This is a genomic window from Pseudomonas cerasi, from assembly GCF_900074915.1.
GTDB classification, from domain to species: Bacteria; Pseudomonadota; Gammaproteobacteria; order Pseudomonadales; family Pseudomonadaceae; genus Aquipseudomonas; species Aquipseudomonas cerasi.
Genome location: NZ_LT222319.1, coordinates 461191 through 482513, shown reverse-complemented (window position 1 = coordinate 482513; position 21323 = coordinate 461191). Strand labels below are relative to the sequence as shown.

15 protein-coding genes and 1 pseudogene are annotated in these 21323 nt (G+C 59.6%); 4 read left to right on the top strand and 12 right to left on the bottom strand.

Going from position 1 to position 21323, the window contains the following annotated elements:
• Positions 1-70: 70 nt before the first annotated feature.
• Together purU and fdhA are read left to right on the top strand one after the other, a co-directional pair.
• Positions 71-928, top strand: a complete 858-nt coding sequence (gene purU, locus PCPL58_RS04640) for a formyltetrahydrofolate deformylase (protein WP_044309126.1) — start codon at positions 71-73, stop codon at positions 926-928.
• A gap of 49 nt (positions 929-977) precedes the next feature.
• Entirely contained in the window at positions 978-2177 is a 1200-nt protein-coding gene (gene fdhA, locus PCPL58_RS04635; RefSeq protein WP_044344725.1) for a formaldehyde dehydrogenase, glutathione-independent, read from the top strand.
• A gap of 632 nt (positions 2178-2809) precedes the next feature.
• On the opposite strand, the pseudogene PCPL58_RS04630 reads toward fdhA, so the two are convergent.
• A pseudogene (locus PCPL58_RS04630) lies at positions 2810-3338 on the bottom strand (RHS repeat-associated core domain-containing protein); the annotation flags it as partial.
• Between the two features lie 119 nt (positions 3339-3457).
• Positions 3458-9283: a hypothetical protein gene (locus PCPL58_RS04625; RefSeq protein ID WP_065348911.1), complete on the bottom strand. Its 5826-nt coding sequence runs from the start codon at positions 9281-9283 to the stop codon at positions 3458-3460.
• A gap of 221 nt (positions 9284-9504) precedes the next feature.
• Here PCPL58_RS04625 and PCPL58_RS04620 point away from each other — a divergent pair, with 221 nt between their 5' ends.
• Positions 9505-10068: a DUF2780 domain-containing protein gene (locus PCPL58_RS04620; RefSeq protein WP_065348910.1), complete on the top strand. Its 564-nt coding sequence runs from the start codon at positions 9505-9507 to the stop codon at positions 10066-10068.
• Here PCPL58_RS04620 and PCPL58_RS04615 read toward each other — a convergent pair.
• A complete protein-coding gene (locus PCPL58_RS04615; RefSeq protein WP_232002889.1) occupies positions 10048-11094 on the bottom strand; it encodes an RHS repeat-associated core domain-containing protein in 1047 nt (348 codons plus the stop codon). The two genes, PCPL58_RS04620 and PCPL58_RS04615, sit on opposite strands and share 21 nt — an antisense overlap.
• Positions 11095-11165: 71 nt before the next feature.
• Complete coding sequence (locus PCPL58_RS04610) at positions 11166-12059, bottom strand: acyltransferase (RefSeq protein WP_003432549.1); 894 nt, start codon at positions 12057-12059, stop codon at positions 11166-11168.
• A 193-nt stretch (positions 12060-12252) separates the two neighbouring features.
• On the opposite strand from PCPL58_RS04610, the gene rloA2 reads away from it, so the two are divergent.
• Positions 12253-12756: a retropepsin-like aspartic peptidase RloA2 gene (gene rloA2 / locus PCPL58_RS04605; protein WP_003432546.1), complete on the top strand. Its 504-nt coding sequence runs from the start codon at positions 12253-12255 to the stop codon at positions 12754-12756.
• A gap of 488 nt (positions 12757-13244) precedes the next feature.
• On the opposite strand, the gene PCPL58_RS04600 is transcribed toward rloA2, so the two are convergent.
• The 8 genes from PCPL58_RS04600 to betI form a co-directional block, all read right to left on the bottom strand.
• Entirely contained in the window at positions 13245-13874 is a 630-nt protein-coding gene (locus PCPL58_RS04600; RefSeq protein WP_024661874.1) for a glutathione S-transferase family protein, read from the bottom strand.
• A 69-nt stretch (positions 13875-13943) separates the two neighbouring features.
• Complete coding sequence (locus tag PCPL58_RS04595) at positions 13944-14126, bottom strand: hypothetical protein (protein WP_065348908.1); 183 nt, start codon at positions 14124-14126, stop codon at positions 13944-13946.
• Positions 14123-15256: a PepSY-associated TM helix domain-containing protein gene (locus tag PCPL58_RS04590; RefSeq protein ID WP_065348907.1), complete on the bottom strand. Its 1134-nt coding sequence runs from the start codon at positions 15254-15256 to the stop codon at positions 14123-14125. Before PCPL58_RS04590 ends, PCPL58_RS04595 begins: the two co-directional genes overlap by 4 nt.
• Positions 15257-15377: 121 nt before the next feature.
• Positions 15378-16361, bottom strand: a complete 984-nt coding sequence (locus PCPL58_RS04585; protein WP_065348906.1) for a FecR domain-containing protein — start codon at positions 16359-16361, stop codon at positions 15378-15380.
• Entirely contained in the window at positions 16358-16876 is a 519-nt protein-coding gene (locus PCPL58_RS04580) for an RNA polymerase sigma factor (protein WP_065348905.1), read from the bottom strand. The genes PCPL58_RS04585 and PCPL58_RS04580 overlap by 4 nt, the downstream gene beginning before the upstream one ends.
• A 287-nt stretch (positions 16877-17163) precedes the next feature.
• Entirely contained in the window at positions 17164-18870 is a 1707-nt protein-coding gene (betA, locus tag PCPL58_RS04575) for a choline dehydrogenase (protein WP_024661877.1), read from the bottom strand.
• A gap of 140 nt (positions 18871-19010) precedes the next feature.
• Entirely contained in the window at positions 19011-20483 is a 1473-nt protein-coding gene (gene betB, locus PCPL58_RS04570) for a betaine-aldehyde dehydrogenase (RefSeq protein ID WP_058396369.1), read from the bottom strand.
• A 103-nt stretch (positions 20484-20586) separates the two neighbouring features.
• Positions 20587-21180, bottom strand: coding sequence for a transcriptional regulator BetI (gene betI / locus PCPL58_RS04565; protein WP_002555619.1), 594 nt, complete (start codon positions 21178-21180; stop codon positions 20587-20589).
• Between the last annotated feature and the right edge of the window lie 143 nt (positions 21181-21323).

Genomic DNA, 21323 nt, shown 5'->3' with positions numbered 1-21323 from the left:
CTGCCCAAGCCTACAGGCTGGCACTGTCAGTCATATTTGCGGATAACAAATACTCTGGAGCATTGATTCAATGAGCCGCGCGCCCGATACATGGATTTTGACCGCCGACTGCCCCAGCATGCTGGGTACGGTAGACGCAGTGACGCGCTTTCTGTTCGAGCAGGGTTGCTACGTCACAGAACATCACTCCTTCGATGACCGTCTCTCGGGACGCTTCTTCATCCGTGTGGAATTTCGTCAGCCCGAGGCTTTCGACGAGCAGGCGTTCAGGGCCGGGCTGAGCGAGCGCGGTGAAACGTTCGGCATGATCTTCGAACTCACGGCGCCCAACTACCGGCCAAAAGTAGTGATCATGGTCTCGAAAGCCGATCACTGCCTCAATGACCTGCTCTACCGCCAGCGTATCAATCAACTGTCCATGGACGTGGTCGCGGTGGTGTCCAATCACCCTGATCTTGAGCCATTGGCTGGCTGGCACGGCATTCCGTACTACCATTTCCCACTGGACCCGAACGACAAGCCGGCGCAGGAAGCCAAAGTCTGGCAGGTCATTGAAGAGTCTGGTGCAGAACTGGTGATTCTTGCTCGCTACATGCAGGTCCTGTCTCCGGACCTGTGTCGCAAGCTGGACGGCAAGGCGATCAATATCCACCACTCGTTGCTGCCCGGTTTCAAAGGCGCCAAGCCCTACCATCAGGCTTACAACAAGGGGGTAAAACTGGTCGGAGCCACGGCGCATTACATCAACAACGATCTGGACGAAGGTCCGATCATTGCCCAGGGCGTGGAAGTGGTCGATCACAGCCACTATCCCGAAGACCTGATCGCCAAGGGTCGGGACATCGAAGGACTGACACTGGCCCGTGCGGTCGGTTATCACATCGAACGGCGGGTGTTTCTCAACGCCAACAGGACGGTGGTTTTATAGCTGCAACGGCTTCTCTCTGCTCCACCACAATAAAAGCGAGGTGACATGTATGTCTGGTAATCGCGGTGTAGTGTATCTCGGCGCTGGCAAGGTCGAAGTGCAATCAATTCCTTTCCCGAAAATGGAAGACCCACGCGGCAAGCGCATCGAACACGGCGTGATCCTGCGCGTGGTCTCCACCAATATCTGCGGCTCGGACCAGCACATGGTACGCGGCCGTACCACGGCGCAGACCGGGCTGGTGCTCGGTCATGAAATCACCGGAGAGGTGCTGGAAGCCGGTCGCGACGTGGAGCATCTGAAAGTCGGTGATCTGGTTTCCGTGCCATTCAACGTGGCGTGCGGCCGCTGCCGCAGTTGTAAGGAACAGAACACCGGCGTCTGCCTGACGGTCAACCCGGCGCGTCCCGGTGGTGCCTATGGTTATGTCGACATGGGCGACTGGGTTGGTGGCCAGGCTGAATACGTGCTGGTGCCTTACGCGGACTTCAACCTGCTCAAACTCCCGGACCGCGACGCGGCGATGGAAAAAATTCGCGACCTGACCTGCCTGTCCGACATCCTGCCCACCGGCTACCACGGCGCAGTGACTGCCGGGGTTGGCCCTGGCAGTACGGTTTATGTTGCAGGCGCCGGCCCGGTCGGCCTGGCTGCGGCGGCGTCAGCGCGCTTGTTGGGCGCGGCGGTGGTGATCGTCGGCGACGTCAACCCGAAACGCCTGGTCCACGCCAAGGCCCAAGGCTTCGAAATTGCTGACCTGTCCCTGGACACGCCACTGCACGAACAGATCGCTGCCCTGCTCGGCGAGCCTGAAGTGGATTGCGCCATCGACGCCGTAGGCTTCGAAGCACGCGGTCACGGCCATGCTGGCGCTCAGGCCGAAGCACCCGCCACCGTTCTCAACTCGTTGATGGGCGTGGTGCGCGTCGCAGGCAAGATCGGCATCCCCGGCCTGTACGTCACCGAAGACCCGGGAGCCGTGGACGCCGCCGCAAAAATGGGCAGCCTGAGCATTCGCTTCGGCCTGGGCTGGGCCAAATCCCACAGCTTCCACACCGGCCAGACCCCCGTCATGAAATACAACCGCCAGCTGATGCAGGCGATCATGTGGGACCGCATCAAGATCGCCGACATAGTGGGTGTCGAGGTGATCAGTCTGGATGAGGCTCCGCGGGGTTATGGCGAGTTTGATTCGGGCGTGCCGAAGAAGTTTGTGATTGATCCGCATGGGTTGTTTGGCGGGGCGTAGATCCATCTTCGATCTTTTAAAGCAGCGCACTTTATGCAGGTGCGCTGCTTCCTGAGAGCGCCAGTCGAATTTCCTTTCTAAAAACGCACGGCAATATTCACGGAAGACGTGGGATCTGACTGCCTGAAGTTAACACTTACTGAACTACTGTAAGAATGATCTCTCCGCAACATTTCCCCTCTTCTAATTACCTCCAAGGCACGTGCTTTAGAGCGTGAAAGTCTTGGGTACTCATAAATTGTGTCCATTGGCAGATCTCCAGTGAGCACCCGCTGGAATGGCGTTGCGGGAAGCTCGATACGCTTTGGACGGCGCACCACTCCGCTTGGGAGGTGGTAGATATTACGAGGTGCTATTGAGGACTTAGGGGCGGCCCATCTTGTATGCAGCCGCGCGTCGCTTGGTACCGCAGGTAAACGCCGTCGAGTTTTTAAATGAGCCGGCACATTTTCAGGTTGGGCCAGTTTATTGATGAAATCTGGAACAACTGCGGGCCCTTTGGCCCCTGAAACACCTCCTGTACGCGTTAAACCCGAGGAGGTTGGACTGCCAGGCACAAGAACGCTATGGCGGTGCTCAGTGATTTTTTTCGCAGCGACCAAAGCTTGTCTATTTCGGAATATCAGTGCCAGTATTCGAGTATTAACGTGCCCCGTCGGATCAACCCGATTAACCGGATCCCCCCCCACAGTACCCATACGCATTCACCCCACCCTCACCAAACGGGCTCAGACTGTCCGGGCTGTTGAACCTCATCAACACCGGGTTAAACGCCCGATACCCATTCCCCAGCAAATAGTGCCCCGTCACCGGGTCAACCCGCTGGCCAGTAAAGCCCGGCAGGCTTGCGCGGCCTGAAGGATGACGATGTCCGTAAGGTGTGTAGGCAAACGCCAACCCCTGAGCGGCGGTCACTGACTGCTGTTGATCCGTCGCCAACAACGCGCCGTCGCGCTGATTATTTTCTGTACTCAGGCAAGCCAGCACATGCTCATCCGTGCGCATAAGCGTGTGCTGGGCCTGCCCCTGAATCTGCGTAGCCAGATGTGTCTTCTGATAAAAAAGGCGAGTGCTGCCCTGCCCCGCAGGCGCGCAATCGGCCAGGCGATCCAATGGATCGTAGCGGTAGACACAGAGCACGGATTGCCCGGACGAAGCCATGGTTTCACTCCTTTGAAGTCAACCATGGCAGCAAGTCTGGGCTGAGTCTCTGTTTCCGCCCAGCTAGCAGAACTACTAGGCTGTTCCGCCTGCGGGACGAAAAACGCTGGGGACGCGCCCTACTGCCGCACAGGCCTCACCAATACCGAGTAGTAATGCTCCTGCACATAGGCATTGCTATCAGGTTCCGGCACCCCGCGCATGCTGTCGATCGAAGGGAAAAGACCCAGATTCCAGTTCCGTCTGGCGGGCAATTGCGGCGTAACTCCATTTTGATCAGGCTCACGTGCAGGCTCGGACAAGTCCGAGGCCAGCACGCCGGTAATCTGCCCGTTCCGGTCCAGTACTTTCCCCGCCACGAACATGAAATGAAACGGGTAGTCCGATGACGGGCTGCCTTCCAGCCCCCCTCGCTCGATGAAACCGATACCTTCGCCGATCTCGGGAAATGACTGCTCGCCGACAAAATAGTCAGAGTGGCCGCGTGCATTTATCCAAGGCTCAAGCACTGCTGTGGTGATATTCAGGCTCACCAGCTGACCATCCTGCCTGGCGACGACCTCGACATTGGGCACCACTGGAGCCGGATCACCCAGGCTCTCGCCCTTGTAATCGAACGCGACTTGCCCTCCGGCATATTTCGATACCAGGAACTCTGTGCTGGAGATGCAGCTTTCAGGCACCGCTGCCCTGGCTTCCAGCCTCACGTAACCGTCACGATCCGCTGCGATGGAGTGGAACAGGCTCGATGGCACATTAAGCTTGCCGGGCACCAGAACGTCGTCGCTCATGATGTGCAGGTCTTCGTGGTGAACCTGAAGCGTTCCGCTCGCTGTGTCATGAGCGGAATGGGACTCGTGAGTTGCCAAACGACCGGCCGGCCGCCGGGTGCGGATCCTGCAGATCATCTGATCGATGAGATTGCCGCCCTTGAGCGCTGGACGGTTGATCAGCGTGAACTCATGTCCGCCGATGTGACGCACCCAGGGCAGTGCCAGGGTCTCGGCGCGCGACCTGCCTTGCGGTGGTACCAGCAGAAACACCCCGTTGCGCTCATCCCAGTCGGCGCGGTAGATCCTGCCGTTATCCAGCTTGATGTAGTCACGTCCCTCAATCGAGTAACTGCCACGCTTTGGCCCGCTGCTGAGCGCTTCTGCACCGGTCAGATCGACAATCGCGCTGGCAATCCCCACACCTCGGGTCCGCTCGGGATAAAGGGCGTCATCGATGTGCAGTTGCAATTGCGCACCGCTCAGATGTGTATGCTCGTCCGGCTGCTCCAGACTGGTGACCGACTCATAGGTATAGCCGCGCTGCGAGGAGAGAAAAATGCGTCGCGCATCGGCTTCCGGGACGTCATCAAGGGACAGCACGGCGATACGTTCAATTCTCGACGGGTCGGTAAAACAGGCTTCGATATGATCGATGATCGACCCCGCATGACTCAGGTAAAACTCGTCGTGCAGATGCCCTGCCAGCATGCCGAGACGCCTGGCAGGCGAATGGGCGAACCAGGCTTTTCCCCCTGACTTCAGGCTGACTTCTGCCATCATCAGGTTGTTGCGGGCCAGCTTCTCCTTAAGCTGACTGACGAAGGCGCTCCGCTCGCTGGCGAGCGGCGGAATGTTTTCCTGAGCAGCCAGAAGCGGCTCGTTCAGACGAAGCTGTCTGAGGATATTTTCCCCCAGGCGTAACTCTCTGGATCTCGATGCTGCTCCCCATTCAACGGTATGGCCCAGCAAGGTATTGGCCAAGGCCGCCTGGTTGCGCGCAGCAAAAAGAATGGCCAGTTCCTCGGGGGTATCGAGTACATAAAACGGATTTTCCACTGTGGTAATGGACGAGGGCAGCCGCGATTTGATTTTGGCCACAGCATCGATGTTCCTGGCGACCCATTGAGGGTTGCGCACATAGGCTTCGTTCGCCGCCTTCGCGCCATAGAACAGCTCCAGTGCAAAGTCATCATGGGCGATGCCGTTGCGATAATCCGACTGGTCGTGCCACAGCTGAGGCAACGCTCGTTTGGGATCGGCGTGCGGGCTGATTTTCTGCAGGCTCAGGGCAACAGGCTGCTGGTCCTGTAACGTCTCGCCCGGCGCCAGCGCCAGGAAGTGCTCGATGGGCAGCGTGCCGCGATAGTGAACGCCGCGATCCGCTTCGATCACCAGTTCCTGTCCGCTGCCATTACTGAGCGTCGCCAGAACACCCGCAACGGTCTTGCTGCCGACCAGACCTTGCAGTGTGTCGCTTATTCGAACGGTCACGAACATGCCTTGAGCCGCGACAATCTGTGCCTGAATTTCAGGCTTGTAGGCCGGTATGGCAGGCAACACCCTGGCGACTTCCATGCGGCTGCCGTCGGCGCGAATGAAGGCGGTCGTCTCAACATCGGTGCCCGCATGTTCGAGTACTTCGACATGACCATTACGCTCGGTGACGTATTTGTGCTCGATCACACCAAGCGCCATGCTCTGCTGGCTTACCCTGCCATCTGCGTCGATGACCCGCACGGAGGCTGTTTCAAGCGCCGCCACGCAGTTGTCATACCAGCTGACTGTGTCGGTGGGAGCCAGAAAACGCTCCGGGCGACCGCTGAAGCCAAGCGGAAAATCCTCGGTGTGGGCAAAACGTGAAAGCTGCGGGGCGTCGACCGTTGACTGCGGGTGCCTGCGCCATTGACCTGCTTCGAGGTCCAGCGCATGCAGAGGTCGCAATTCCGGCCCTGTCAGTCCGCTGACTGTCCGGCAGGCATGGCCGTGCATGTAAATCTTCTCGCTGATTCCACCCAGCAGCACCGCCCGAGCGCCACCTTCGACCATCGCGTTGCCGTTCCAGTCGAGGCTCGTGACCTTCCGGCCCGTCGGCCGCTCGGAGATCTGCCCATCCTCCGAGACCCGCCAATAGGAGCTGCTTGTGGATAGCCGACGCCGCGCGAGGTGTGCGCCCTCGGCTTCGCGTTCGATGGCATCGCCGTGCTCGCTGTGTCGGGCCGTTTCGTTCAGATCAGAGCTGTCAGAAACAGCGCGCTCGCTGACGGTCTGTTGATAATGCAGTATCGCGGACCGGAGCCCTTTCACCGCCGATATGCCGCAATGCAGCGCCGAATGCAGACCGACCAGCAGAAAACCGAAGTTCTTCACCGACTCCTCGTAGTCGTTGGCCTTGATCGAATCGCCGAGGGCCTGGACCTGCTGGCTCATCGTCCAGATAGTGGTGCCTTGCAGCATCAGCACACCCGCCACTCTGGGAGGGAGCGTGCGCATTTTGCACAGCACCAGTTCGGCAATGATGTTGAGTGCATCCAGCGCGATGCCTTCATCATTGCCGTCGTAAATGTCGAATCCCAGGTTGATGAAGTTGCCCAGCACAGGAATCAATCCGCCGACCTGATGCACCAGCTGCAGCACATGCTGCGCGCTGGTCGACATGTTCTGAATGTCATCGTCGTTCGCTCGGGCGCTCAACATCTGCCTGAACGCCAGAGCACTGGCTTCAAGCCGGACCTTCTCGTCGGCGCTCAATAACTCGATACAATGAACCGGCCTGTCACTGTCCGCCAGCGCAACCCCTTCCAGAATCTGCAGGCGCTCGGCGGCAGTACCGGATACCAGCACCAGCCGCTCGGCCTCCAGCATCCGATAGGTTTCGGTCGCCTGAATGGCGTAGTTCTCGGCCTCAAGCCTGAACGCTGCCTGCGGTGCGGTCAGTCGAGCAGGCAGGTGGCCGTTGTTGACGAAGGCAATGTTCGCGTCGAATAAACCCGTCAGCTTCGCTTGCAGCACGTCCAGACTTGCCGTGTAACGGGTTTTAACGGCGAGCGCCTGAGCCAGTTGCCCGAGCCGTTCATCACGATTGTCGGCAAGCGCCAGCTCGCGGCGCAGGTCTTCGTCATACACCACACTCAGCAGGGTTCGATAACCGACCGACTCTTCGTGCCGGAAAAACGTACCGGTATTGATCCAGCCGGCCCGGTAACTGATATCGAACGAAGACCGTGCAATCACCGGCCAGCAGGCTTCATTCAACCCCAGATAACGGCATAGCTCACGCGCCACGAATTCCGGCTGGGTCGGCTGCAGAACGACTTGCAGGCGCTGTTGGTCCTCGAGGTTCTGCGCAATCACTCTGTAGTAGGTGTTGACGGCATCATTCAAGCGCCGGGTATAGGCCGCCTGACGCTGCGCGTGCGGCAACGCCGGCAGGTCCTCCTGGTAATGTGCCAGCAGGTGACGGACCGCACGCAGCAACGTGACAGAGTGGCCGACGTTCCATTGCGCCTCGCGCAACTCATCGGTCAACTCCACGAACCGTGACCTGATGACGTCATAAGCACCCAGCGCCAGGGGATCCACGTATAGAAACGGAGGTTCTTTGCTGCGGATATCGAAGGCTTCGATGTCGATATCGGCCAGCGGATGACGACGCTGGACAGGATTGGGCACGATCACTTCCACGATCAGCCGCTCAATATTGATCGCCCCCTCGGCTTCGCCATAGCGAATGGTGTTGATCATGTAAGACGACAGTTCCTGGCGCGCCGCGTCGAAGTATTCCGCAAGGTCCTTCGCGCGCCAGGGATTGACGGTGTGCTGCTCGCGGTAGATGTCGTGGTGGCCATCGCTGTCGTAAACGACCAGTTTCAGCGTGATGCCACCGGTTTGCTGGAGCATTGTCAGCAGCGCGTTTTCGTTGTCTTGCAGCGACGCGCCAAAATGCCGGTAACTGTTCAGCAAGGTGCGGCATCGACCAAGATGCCACTGCATCTCTTTCTTCAGCTCAAGGTCGATGACACCGTAGTCGTCAGTGCCGTGCGCCTGAACCTTGTGCTGCCGAAAGGTGTAGACCTGCGAGGTATCGAGCATGAAACGCTGCTGTTCGGCGAGGGTGAAAGGCAACGCGGGTGCCATTCCCGCAGGATGGGCTTCGCGCTCTCCGGGCAACAGCGCAGTGATCGCCTGCAGCAGATGGTCGCGGGTGGCAGCCAGTGGAATGTCGACGCCGTAGTAATCGAGCAGACCATGCAGTGAGACGGTTTGATCGTCGCGAATGGCCAGGATGCACTTGGCATCTGCCGATTCAAGGTGCGGTACCAACCGGGCCAGGCAGTCGGTGAAACGGATAAATCGCAGGTGCAGGTCAGACAGCGTGGCGTGCGCAGGTTGCCGTCCCTCGGAGATGCCCTGCAGTCGCAGCGAGTAAACCGGCCTGCCTTCATTCATCCTGACATGCAGCACACAGGTGAAAGACTGCCTGAAGTCCACCCGAGACGTGTTGACCAGATCAAGAACGTAGCGCAGGTCTTTACGGCGTACCCCGGGCAACAGATCGTCATCGACCTCGCCAGCCGGACCCGCGCTGGCGATAGCCCTGAGCAACGCCTTGAACCGCTGCAATATCGAACCGCCAAAAGTGGCGCCGGCAAACAGCGGCGAGTCGTCGGCCACGGTCATGAATACTCTGTTGGTCATACAGGTGCCGGTCTTCACGTCGCGCATTCGTGCCCGCAGCGTGTTCAGCAACCTGCGGTAATCGCCCCGCGTGCGGTCTATGCGCTCGATTCGGATGCTCGGCGAATGTGACTCGCGCTGATGACTCTGCGCAATATCGAGCGCCGCCTTGGCCAGTTCGTGCTCGGGGCCTGCCTCCAAGGCTGGCGAAGCGACGGAACGGGTAACGCGTTCTGCGCTGTCCCTGAGCACGTTCAGTTCATCGTCGAACAGCACTGATTTCAGGGTGTTCAGGAGCTCGATGTCGTCGGCCCATCGCCCGAACACGCTGGCAGCCCCAAGTACCTGGATCTCGTCCAGTAGCGTGAAACCTTCAGGCCGCGGCCGTTGCAGAATGGCGGCCAGTTGCTCGCTGCCTTCGGTTGCCAGCACGTGCTGAAGCCTTTCCCGGCCGGCAGTTGGCATGGAAGGAAATGATGAGGTGTGGGTATCGGTCATTGCTGATGCTCCGTGCATTCCAAATGACCGACACCATGCTGTTTCGCGGAAAAACGAGGTAATACATAGATGTTTTCGGACGACACGGGCCAGACACCGGGCAAATACAGGCTCTGCCGTTGTTCGCTACCGCGCGCTGGGAACAAGCTTCTGTTCCTCCAGTCAAACCCTGTGCTTCATCGCCCACTCACGGGCGGTTCGAGCTCGATAAAGGTGACGCAATGAAAACTGCACGCGCAATGGCTTTGGCAACGTTGATGGCAGCGGCTGCAAGCCCTGCATTTGCCTTCAATCTGAATGACGCCGCGAACGCGGTCTCCAATGCCACCAATGGCAATCAGAAAGCCACGGCGGCACCCGAAGTCGCGGGGCTGCTCAATACTCTCGGTACGCAGCTCAATGTCACCCCGGAACAGGCGGTTGGCGGGACAGGTGCGCTGCTCGGGCTGGCGAAGAACAAACTGACCAGCACCGATTATTCGCAGTTGGCCAAATCGGTCCCGGGCCTGGAGCAAATGTCCGGCACTTCCGCACTGGAAAGTCTGGGCGGCGCCAACGGGCTGGGCAGCCTGCTGGGCGGCAAGTCGGGCAATAGTTCGATACTCAACAGCGCGCTGGGCAACGTGCAGAGCATGGGTGATGTGAACAACGCCTTCAAGGCGTTGGGCATGGACAGCACGATGGTCAGCCAGTTTGCCCCGCTGATTCTGCAATACCTGGGGCAGCAAGGTGCCAGTGGCTCGGCGTTGCAGAGTTTGAGTGGGTTATGGGGTGCCGGGAGCTGAACCGGACCTTATACGTGTAGCGTTCCTCAATATATCTCCGGTCTTGTACTGCTTTTTTTGCACAGCGCCTGAGATCAACGCACCTGCTGAATTGAAGGCCACACCCACCATGGCGGTGCTGCGGTCTTCAGGAAATTGCCTTGCCCATTTGATAGCAGCCGCCCCAAAGGCGGCCGGGTCGCTTTTTTTCCCCGAATACACTTGCGACGCCAGCCCCGCGTAATACTCGGCCTGCTCAAAACTTAACCTTCCGTCTCCGTGAGTCGCAAAATGGCGATTCACTTGACGGAGGTTTTTGATGAAGGAAGACTGGCTGTCATTGAATCGCTCAAGCGCGTCATCAAGCCATTTTCTACTGCCTTGCAGAGGCATCGACGAGCCAACCGCAGGGATCAACCCTTTGCGGGCTGTTTCAATCACGTCGTTAAATTGCTCGCTGATCAGCTTTACAGACTTTATCGTACGCGTACTGAAAACTGCTACAACCACCTTAAATACTCGCCCCGTCGGATCGACATTATTGACAGGGTTTCCTCCACAGTAGGCATAACCATTTATCCCGCCCTCACCAAACGGGCTCAGCGTATCCGGGCTGTTAAAGCGCATCAGCGTCGGGTTGAATGCGCGAAGTCCATTGCCCAGCAAGTAATATCCAGTGATCGGATCAATCGTCTGCCCTGTAAAACCAGGTACGCTCAGTGCGGATGTTTGCAGGGATCGCAGGCCATAAGGACTGTAGACAAACGCCTGATTGCGCATGGCATCAAGGCTGTGCAGCACCGAGTTGGCTTGATCTGTCGCAAGCAGATCGAACAGGACCTGATCAGATTCCACACGGCGCAACGCCAGTAAAAGACCCTCTGCCTGAACGACAGAATGGTGGGAAGTGCCCTGTATTGCTGTGGTCAGGCGGTTGTTTCGATAGAAACGCCTGACGACCTCCTGCCCCGCAGGGGTGATGCTTGACAGTCGGTTCAGTGCGTCGTAACGGTATAGGCCGATCGGCGAAACATGGGGCAATGACATGAGGGCGGATTCCGGCAACATTAAAGGCCAGTTTCATCCGCCCGTCTCGCCTCGTCTACCTGTCAGAACTGTCAGTGCCCAGGCAACTCCAGCCGCAACGCCGCAATACGCGCATCCTTTTCGTCCCAGAGCTGATTGACCCAACCCTGCACTTTCTCGCGAAATGCAGGATCGTTTTCGTAATCGCCCTGCCACAGCGCCGGGTCCAGCTCGCGGGTTCGGATGTCGACGATCACGTTGGAAACCCGGCCGCAGAGCATGTCCCAGAAACCGGGAATGCCTGAATCGGGATACACGACCGTCACGTCCAGGATGGCATCGAGTTGCTCGCCCATTGCCGCCAGCACGAAGGCAACGCCGCCGGCCTTGGGCTTGAGCAGATGGGTATAAGGCGAGCCCTGGGCCGCATGTTTGGCCGTGGTGAAGCGCGTGCCTTCCAGGTAGTTGACGATGGTCACCGGCTGACGCTTGAACAGTTCACACGCGGCCTTGGTGATTTCCAGGTCCTTGCCCTTGAGCTGCGGATGTTTCGCCAGGAACGCCTTGCTGTAGCGCTTCATGAACGGGTAATCCAGCCCCCACCACGCGAGGCCCAGCAACGGTACCCAGATCAGCTCTTTTTTCAGGAAGAACTTGAAGAACGGCGTGCGCCGGTTGAGTGCCTGGACCAGCGCGGGGATATCCACCCACGACTGGTGATTGCTGATAACCAGGTAGGACGTGTCACCGCGCAGCCCTTCATCGCCACGGATGTCCCACTGCGTCGGTATGCAGGTGGCGAAGATGACCTTGTCGATCTCGGCCCAGGTTTCGGCGATCCACATCACCGCAGCCGAACAGCGATCGCGCATACGGCCTCTGAACAGCAGTTTGAGCAGCGCAAAAATCAATAGCGGACCGATAAGCACCAGCGTATTGATCAGTAACAGCAGGGCAACAAAACAGCCGGTGAACAGACGGCGCATGACGGACTCTTGAAGGTTCAGGGGCGGCAATAATAAAGACCCACGCGTTTTACGCCAATTACACAGGTGCTTACAAATGTTTCACGTCTCGGCCTTTATGCTGACGTCATATTCATCCTGACGAACCTACTGTAGGTTCGCTGTCTAAAAACGGGCGCCAATCAGGCGCTGACTATTGCGAGGAACCTCTCACGTGAAACCGATCCTGGCGCTATTGTCTTTGCTGGCCCTGCCGGTCATGGCCGCTGAACCGACGTTGTATGGTCGCTACGAGAACATCAAGGTTGCGGAAATAGGCCAGACCTTCAAGGCCAAGATGGACACCGGCGCACTGACCGCCTCGCTGTCGGCAAAGGACATCGAGTTGTTCAAACGCGATGGTGATGACTGGGTACGTTTCCGCCTGGCAACCAAGGGTGCGGACGACAAGGTGTATGAGCACAAGGTCTCGCGGATCAGCAAGATCAAGGGACGCGCCGAAGGTGACGACGACGATGACGAAAGCATCAACCCCGCCAAGCGCCCTGTCGTTGACCTGGAACTGTGTCTGGGCGACAAGAAGCGTACGGTCGAGGTCAACCTGGTGGACCGCAGCCACTTCAACTTCCCGCTGTTGATCGGTGCCAAGGCGTTGCGTGAGTTCGACGCTGCGGTCAACCCGGCCCGCCGTTATACCGCTGACGAGCCTGATTGCTGAGGTTGTCCACAGTCCTCAGTATCGTGTGACGCTCCGCGCCCGATCCGGGATGTGCGGCGCAGCGTAGATCTGTGACGCAGAGCGTCACCCACGGCATTCCCACGCTGGAGCGTGAGGAACGATCACCTTGTAACTATCGTGCCCATGCTCCGCGTGGGTATGCATTTCTGGACGCTCCGCGTCCTATCCGGAATGTGCGGCGCGGCGCAGATCTGTGACGCAGAGCGTCACCCACGGCATTCCCACGCTGGAGCGTGAGGAACGATCACCTTGTAACTATCGTGCCCATGCTCCGCGTGGGTATGCATTTCTGGACGCTCCGCGTCCTATCCGGATTGTGCGGCGCGGCGCAGATCTGTGACGCGGAGCGTCACCCACGGTATTCCCACGCTGGAGCGTGAGGAACGATAGCCGCACGCGAGAACACCATCGTGCCCATGCTCCGCGTGGGTAGGCCGTTATGAGCGTGAGTCGCGACGCAGATTGACTCAGACCGGCGGCTGGGTCGCGATCATCGACGGGCGTTGACTGACGTCCAGATACCAGGCGGCCAGTCGCGGATAAGTGCTGCGCCAGTTCAGATCCGGCTGGCGGAAATCCAGATATCCAAGTGCAGCGGCGACGCTGATCGATGCGACATCGAAGGACGTGCTGAGCTCGGTGACCGCGTCGCTTTCGAAGTAATGCAGCGAGCGCTCAATCTTCTGCTGCTGGTTGTCCAGCCACTGGTTCCAGTGTTTTTCCTGCGGACGCAAGGCAGTTTCGTAGCGGATCATTACCGCTGCATCCAACACCGCATCGGCCAGCGAAGCCAGGGTCAGGCGCCTCCAGCGTGCCGAGCCTTCCCGGGGGATCAGTGGCAGGCCCACGTGCTGGTGGTCGAGATAATCAAGAATCACCCGGCTGTCGTGAATGACGTTTCCGTCAGCCAGCCTTAGCGCGGGAAGTTTACCGGCCGGGTTGTCTTCATTGAGCTCGGCAGACGGGCTGACCGGTGTCAGCACTGTGGTCTGCAACTCGACGCGATCGAGCTGAGCGGTTTCATGCAGCATCACCATCACCTTGCGGGCGAAGGGTGAAGCCGCGTTGAAGTACAACGTCATCGTGGGCGCTGACATGGGTATTCCTCGAATGAGACAGGATCCTAGACTAGTCAGCCTGTGACGCGTCTGCAATCAGCGTTTCAATCAGCCGCGCCGCACCAGCAAGCCCTTGATGCTCAACAGGGCAGCCGTCCCCATGCCCAGCCACGCCAGCGTATCCCACCAGCCATCACCCAGCAGCGCGGCGAACAAGCCGACGCCGATAAGCAGCGCTATCACGGCGGGTATCGCAAAGGTCCTCCAGAATCGCGATGGACTGGAACTCATTGCGCCACCTGAGCCCGAACCATGCTCACCGAGCGCGCGGCACGACGCCTCACCCACCACAGATAGACGCCGCTGCCGAGTACGATGATGGTCAGCACGTCCAGCACTGCCCAGAGGATCTTCATCGGCATGCCGCCGTAATCACCGAAATGCAGAGGTTGCGACATGCCCAGTGCGTCCATATACCAGGGACGTTCGACCACGGCGGTGACTTGCAGGGTCTGCGCGTCGATCAGCACCGGTGTGGCGAGGTGCGCAGTCAGGTGTGTATTGCCTTTGAGGAACACCGCGTAATGATGCTCGCTGGAGAAGCGCGTGCCGGGGAAAGCGATGAAATCGGCCTGCATGCCGGGCGCAGCGGATTCGGCAATTTCCAGCAATCGAGTCGCCGGGGCGCGCTGGGTCAATGGCGGCGCGTCCTTGTAAGGGGCGATCATGGTCGCCAGCGCATCATTGCGCCAGGAGGCAATCAGCAGATCGGCACAGGCGCTGATGACTCCCGTCACGCCGACCACCAGCGCCCAGGTCAATGTCACTACGCCGATCAGGTTGTGCAGGTCCAGCCAACGCGTACGCCTGGATTTATTGACCCGCACCTGGCCGAACTCCAGCTTGCGCATGAACGGCGCATACAACACGGTCCCGGAAACGATCGCCACCACAAACAGCAAGCCCATGAACGCCAGCAGCAATTTGCCGGGCAGGTTGGCGTACATGTCTACATGCAGGCGCAGCATGACCATCATGAAGCCGCCGTTGGCAGAAGGCATCTCCAGCGCCTCACCGGTGCGCGCATCGAGGGCGAAGGTGTGCGAGGAATTGGGCTCGGTGCCGGCGGTTGCAGCGGTGATTGCCATTACGCCATTGGGGTCTTCGTCGTCCCAGCCGAAATACTGCATCACCTCGCCGGGGCGATGCGCTTCGGCAGCCCTGGCCAGTTGCTCCAGATCCAGGCGTGGTGTGTCGGCAGGCATCTCCCGGTAATGCGGAGCGTCGCCGAGCAGATGATCGATTTCATGATGAAAGATCAGCGGCAGGCCGGTGACAGCCAGCATCAACAGGAACAGGGTGCACATCAGGCTGCTCCAGGTATGCACGATGGACCAGCGGCGCACGGTTTGGCTTTTCATGGTTTATCCACAGACGAAGAGACGCAACGCTACGCGCGTCCCCGAAATGACTTGTAAGACTAAGCCGCTCGAAACCGAAAAAGTGTCAGGGCGATCCGCTGTCTGCATGAACGGGTATGTTTCAGAGTTTTGCCGGAGGATTACCGGGCTGTTGATCCCTGGGCAGCACGGACACCCACCACGCCGTGTGTTGTTCTATCTGCACAGGCAAGGTCGGCAGCAGCGCCTTGAGCGCCAGGTCAGTGTCTTTCAACGGGAAGGTACCGGTAACCCGCAGATCAGCCACCTTCGGGTCGACGCCCAGATGTCCTGCCCGGTAACGCCCCAGTTCAGCGAGCATGTCCGCCAGCCGCGCGTTGTCCACCACCAGCATGCCGCGCGTCCAGGCGTCGACACCGGAAGGCATGCCAAGCAACGGGCCAAGTCCGTTGCGGGTCAGCAGCACCTGTTGGCCCTCGCGCAGAACCTGTTCACCGGAAGCATTGCGCGGGTGGGCGACAACTGCCGACTGCAACACGCTGAGCCGTGTTCCATCGGACTCGCGCCGGACCAGAAAACGCGCTCCCAGAGCGCGCATCTTTCCATCCGCCGTCTCGACGATGAAGGGCCGCGGGTCGTCATGATCGCCGGTCTGCACCAGTATTTCACCGTCCTGCAGAATGACCCGACGTTGCTGCGCATCGAAGCGCACATCGATTGCGCTGTGGGTGTTAAGGCGAATCAGGGTGTTGTCCGCCAAACGCACGTCACGCTGTTCACCGGTGGCGGTGCGCTGGTCGGCAAGCCAGTAATCTATCGGCAGATAGCGGTCGCCGACGAACAATGCCAGACCCAAGGCCATGAACACCCCGGCCAGACCGCCACCGAGCTTGCGCAAACTGTGTCGCAGGGCTCCCGGCGACTGTTGCAATGCCTTGCGTGCCGGACCTGCGGGCAAAGCAAAGCGCTGATTGACCATGCCCAACTGGCTCCAGGCCCGGGCATGCTCTTCATCGGCAGCCAGCCAGCGCGCCAGTTCGGCGTCATTGCCGTCGTTGCTGTCCATGTTCAGTTGCCACTGGATGGCCGCATCGAGCACGCGGGCAGAGACCGGTCTGGCGTTCACGTCGGCTCACCGTAAAGTGCCACGTAGCACTGACGCATGGCCTGAGCCAAGTATTGCCTGACGCGCGAGACCGAAACGCCCAGCCTCTCGGCAATCTCAGCGTGACTCATGCCGTCGAGGCGACTGTACAGAAAGGCTGCCCGCGCCTTGCTGGACAGTGTGCCGAGCATGCTGTCGATCGCCTTGAGGTCTTCCAGAATCAGCATCTGCTCTTCCGGAGAGGGCTGCTCGGCCTCGGGCACCTGCATCAACTCCCCAAGATAGGCCTGCTCCAGCGCAGCGCGTCGGAAGTGATCGAACATCAAGCCTTTGGCGACGGTTGCCAGGAAAGCACGCGGTTCTCTAGGCGTGAGCAATTCATGGCGCCCCAGCAAGCGCACAAACGTGTCCTGACTCAAATCCTGAGCACGTTGCGGGCAGGCGACATTGCGTCTGAGCCAGGCCAGCAGCCAACCGCGATGATCGCGATACAGCGCAACAACGATCTCGCTATGAGTGCTTGGGACTGACGACACGAATGGCCTCGATGAGAAAGTTCTAACTAAAGAGAATCATTCGCGATTGTGGCAGAGCGGAGGGGTAGTGGCAATTCGCGTCTGTCGGGAGGCGGGTCTGAATCGAGTGGGCGCTCGTACCCATGCTCAGCGCACATTGCGAAGCGGAGCGTCGGGAAATGCAGTCTCACGCTGAAGCGTGAGGAACAAGAATCCTGTAACTATCGTGCCGATGCTCCAGTGTGAAATACATTCACGCTGGAGCATGCACAACGACAGGCGTCCCGGGAGGACGCCTGGGCGTTAGATCAGGCCTGGTGGCTGATCTCGCGCAGCGGCTTGCCGCGTGCCGGCTTGTCGCCTGCGACGAAGTAGTCGGCCGTGCTGCGTGGCAGCGGCTGGCGACCACGGATCTTGTCGGCGATTTTCTCGGCGATCATGATCGTCGGTGCATTCAGGTTACCGGTGGTGATGATCGGCATGATCGAGGCATCGACCACACGCAGGCCTTGCAGGCCATGCACGCGACCCTGACCATCGACAACCGCCATTTCGTCGGTGCCCATCTTGCACGAGCAGGACGGGTGATAAGCCGTCTCGGCATGCTCACGCACGAACTGGTCCAGTGCCTCATCAGACTGCACGTCGATGCCGGGGCTGATTTCGCGGCCACGGTACGGGTCCAGTGCCGGCTGCTGCATGATCTCGCGCGTCAGGCGGATGCCATCGCGAAACTCCTGCCAGTCCTGCTCGCTGGCCATGTAGTTGAACAGGATGCTCGGGTACTCGCGCGGGTCTTTGGATTTGACCTGCACGCGGCCACGGCTCGGCGAACGCATGGAGCCGACGTGAGCCTGGAAACCGTGTTCCTGAACGCCCTTGGTGCCGTTGTAGTTAATCGCGACCGGCAGGAAGTGGTACTGAATGTTAGGCCATTCGAACGCTTCACTGGAGCGAATGAAACCACCGGCTTCAAACTGGTTGCTCGCACCGATACCTGTACCGAGGAACATCCACTCGGCACCGATGGCAGGCTGGTTCCACCACTTCAGCGAAGGGTACAGCGACACCGGCTGGGTGCAGGCGTACTGCAGGTACATCTCCAGGTGATCCTGAAGGTTCTGGCCAACGCCCGGCAGGTCATGAACCACCGGAATATCCAGCTTGTTCAGCACTTCGGCCGGGCCGACGCCGGAACGCTGGAGAATCTGTGGCGAAGCGATCGCGCCGCCACACAGCAGCACTTCCTTGCGGGCACGGGCCTGGATGCGGGTATCGCTGTCGCCTACCAGGTACGCCACGCCGACGGCACGCTTGCCTTCGAACAGAATGCGATCGGTCAGCGCGTGAGTGACGATGGTCAGGGTCGAGCGCTTCTTGGCCTCGTCCAGATAACCACGGGCGGTACTGGCGCGACGACCGTTAGGCGTCACGGTGCGGTCCATCGGACCGAAACCTTCCTGCTGATAACCGTTGAGGTCGTCAGTGCGCGGGAAACCGGCTTGCACGCCCGCCTCGACCATCGCGTGGAACAGCGGATTATTGCCCGCCTTGGGCGTGGTCACGCTGACCGGACCTTCACCACCGTGGTAGTCATTCGGGCCGATGTCGCGGGTTTCGGCTTTGCGGAAGTACGGCAGGCAGTCGAGGTAGCTCCAGTCTTCGAGACCCGGCTCCTTGGCCCAGCCGTCGTAGTCCATCGCGTTGCCGCGGATGTAGCACATGCCGTTGATCAGCGATGAGCCGCCCAGGCCTTTACCGCGGCCGCATTCCATGCGGCGGTTGTTCATGTGCGGCTCTGGCTCGGTCTCGTAGGCCCAGTTGTAGCGACGGCCCTGCAGCGGAAATGCCAGGGCGGCAGGCATCTGGGTGCGGAAATCCAGCCGGTAGTCCGGGCCACCGGCTTCGAGCAACAGAACGGTGACGCCTGCGTCTTCGGTGAGACGGGCTGCCAGGGTGTTACCGGCCGAGCCGGCACCAATGATGATGTAGTCGTATTCGGATTGAGTCGTCATAGAGGCTCCCTCATAGAGCTGCGAGTTTCAAGCCTTGGCCGCAAGCAGAAGCAGCGAGGCGATACTCGTGAAAATGGGGTGCGGCAGGCAGCTTTTGAGTGCGTCTGCTTGAGGCCTGCCGCGTGCCACTGAAACCGTGTTTAGAAAACCGAGGCGTAATCGCCCAGTTCGATTTGTACCGACTTGATGCGCGTGTATTGGGCCAGCGAGCTGATGCCGTTCTCACGACCGACGCCCGACTGCTTGTAGCCGCCGACCGGCATTTGTGCCGCCGACTCGCCCCAGGCGTTGATCCAGCAGATACCGGCTTCCAGCAGATGAATCACGCGGTGGGCGCGGTTCAGGTCGCGGGTCACGATGCCTGCAGCCAGACCGAAGTCGGTGTCGTTGGCGCGGCGCACCACTTCGTCTTCGGTGTCGTAACCGAGGATGCTCATCACCGGGCCGAAGATTTCTTCACGCACGATGGTCATCTCGTCGGTGCAGTCGGTGAACACGGTCGGCGCAACGAACGCGCCCTTGTCGAACACTCCGCCGGTCAGGCGATCGCCGCCGCACAACAGACGTGCGCCCTGCTCTTTGCCCTTGGCGATATAACCCAGCACGCTTTCCATGTGCTCGAAGCTGACCAGCGGGCCGAAATTGATAGTTTCGTCTTCCGGGTTGCCGGCGCGGATGCGCTTCACACGCTCGAGGATTTTCGCTTCGAACTCGGCTTTCAGAGCGTTCGGCACGAACACGCGGGTGCCGTTGGTGCAGACCTGACCGGAACTGTAAAAGTTAGCCATCATCGCGATATCGGCCGCACGGTCCAGATCGGCGTCGTCGAATACGATCAGCGGTGATTTGCCGCCCAGCTCCATGGTCACTTCCTTGAGCGACGAGCTCGAGGCGCTGGCCATGACTTTCTTGCCAGTGTCGGTGCCGCCGGTGAAGGAGACTTTCTCGATGCGCGGGTGCTCGGTGATCCAGGTACCGACTTCACGGCCGCTGCCGGTCAGCACGTTGAATACGCCGTTCGGTACGCCCGCTTCGGTGTAGATTTCTGCCAGCTTCAGGGTGGTCAGCGAAGTGACTTCACTCGGCTTGAAGATCATCGCGTTACCCGCGGCCAGCGCCGGGGCGGATTTCCACAGTGCGATCTGGATCGGGTAGTTCCAGGCGCCGATACCGGCCACCACACCCAGCGGCTCGCGGCGGGTGTACACGAATGAAGAGTCGCGCAGCGGAATCTGCTCACCTTCGATGGCGGGTACAAGACCGGCGTAGTATTCCAGCACGTCGGCACCGGTCACGATGTCCACGTAGCGGGTTTCGGAGATGGCCTTGCCGGTGTCCAGCGTTTCCAGAGCGGCCAGTTCATCGTTGCGCTCACGCAGGATGTCGACGGCACGGCGCAGGATGCGCGAACGCTCGACGGCGGTCATGGCGGCCCAGATTTTCTGGCCCTTTTCGGCGGCGACGACGGCGCGCTCGACATCGTCCTTGCCGGCGCGCTGGATCTGCGCCAGGACTTCGCCGTTCGCCGGATTGATGGCGTCGAAGGTTTCAGGGTTGCTGGCATCGACATAACCGCCATCGATGTAAAGTTTCTGCAGTTCAAAACGGGCCATAAAGTCCTCGCAAATTCAGTGGGGGGGCGATGACTGATTTCAGTGTGCCGGGTTCGTTCGGCAACAGGCTTTTACAGTCGTTCGGTAAGGGGCTTCGAAAGCCTCAGCTCGCCGATTTCGCCAATTGGAAATCCATGTACTCGTAAGCGATCCGTTGCGCTTGCTCGGTGTCGAATGCATCGCCTGACAGCGCGCCTCTCAGCCACAACCCGTCTATCAGGGCTGCCAGCCCGCGGGCGGCGCTGCGTGCCTGTTCCAGTGGCAAGGTGCGGCGGAACTGACAGCACAGGTTCGAATACAAACGGTGGTCGTTGATACGCTGCAATCGGTGCAGCGAAGGGTGATGCATGCTGGTCGCCCAGAAGGCCAGCCAGGTTTTCATGGCCGGGCCGCTGACCTGACTGGCGTCGAAGTTGCCTTCGATGATCACTTGCAGGTGAGCCCTGGGGCTGTCCTCGGTCAGCGCCTGACGGCGTTCGCGGACGTTCTGGATCAAGGCGTTCATCAGATGCCGCATCGTGGCGGCTATCAGGCCGTTCTTGTCCTGAAAATAGTGACTGATGATGCCGTTGGAAACGCCTGCCAGTCGCGCAATCAGCGCAATGCTGGCATCGCCCATACCGACCTGATCGACCGCAGTCAGCGTGGCCTGGATCAACTGTTGGCGGCGGATGGGTTGCATTCCGACCTTGGGCATTGGCGCGATTCTCCCGGGTGTCTGCAGTGATCGTTGTACCAAAACGGTGAGACCAGTCTAAAGATTTTTTATTGAACGATCAATCAATAAAAATAATTGGCGGGTTTTCGCCGGTAAACGGCAAGCTGAAAAGCGCCTGAATG